Here is a 579-nt window from a genome sequence, read left to right as displayed (position 1 = left end):
AACGAGCAAATCCAGTGCTGTTTCGTTCAAGGAGAAGTGATCGTCAACGCCCAGTTGTACTCGGGCTGTACCAAACTGATTTAGCCATTGACTGACCGCAGCTTCACTGCCGGATACCGCTGTCGAGCGTATCTGCGAAACGGCTGCATTATTGAGGGAATTATGATGTGGTCCGGTAGTGGATTGGCCAGGCTGGAAACATTACCCTGAAGCCAGTGAGTTACATCTGCTGTCTGTTTTGCTGACTCTGACTTATCAGTCGTTTGTACAGGGCTCGCAGAATCTGCAACAGGAATATCAATTTCATCACCCGTGGTTAACTGCTCAAAGGGTTTTGAGAATGTACGAAACTGATTTAATTTTTTAAGCCCAGCAACAGAAAGATTATATCGTGCAGCCACGTCACCAACCGTTTCTCCTTTTTGTAAGACCCACGGCTGTGTTCTGAGTCTAAGAACGGCACTATCTGCAGAACCTTTTTTTTCTGCTGCAGCAACAATCGCTGGTGTAAAGGCAGCGGCTACCGGGAACAGCAACTGTACTGATATATTTGCCCAAACCATATATTTATATACAGGT

1 protein-coding gene and 1 pseudogene are annotated in these 579 nt (G+C 46.1%); both read right to left on the bottom strand.

The window, feature by feature from the left end:
• On the bottom strand, positions 1–132 hold a 132-nt coding region (locus tag M979_RS24110), incomplete at its 3' end, for an inverse autotransporter beta domain-containing protein (protein WP_157093303.1).
• Positions 81–579, bottom strand: a pseudogene (locus M979_RS22225) (LysM domain-containing protein); the annotation flags it as partial. The pseudogene M979_RS22225 and the gene M979_RS24110, both read right to left, overlap by 52 nt.

This window comes from Buttiauxella noackiae ATCC 51607 (assembly GCF_001654865.1).
GTDB classification, from domain to species: domain Bacteria; phylum Pseudomonadota; class Gammaproteobacteria; order Enterobacterales; family Enterobacteriaceae; genus Buttiauxella; species Buttiauxella noackiae.
This window is presented reverse-complemented; position numbering and strand designations above follow the sequence as displayed.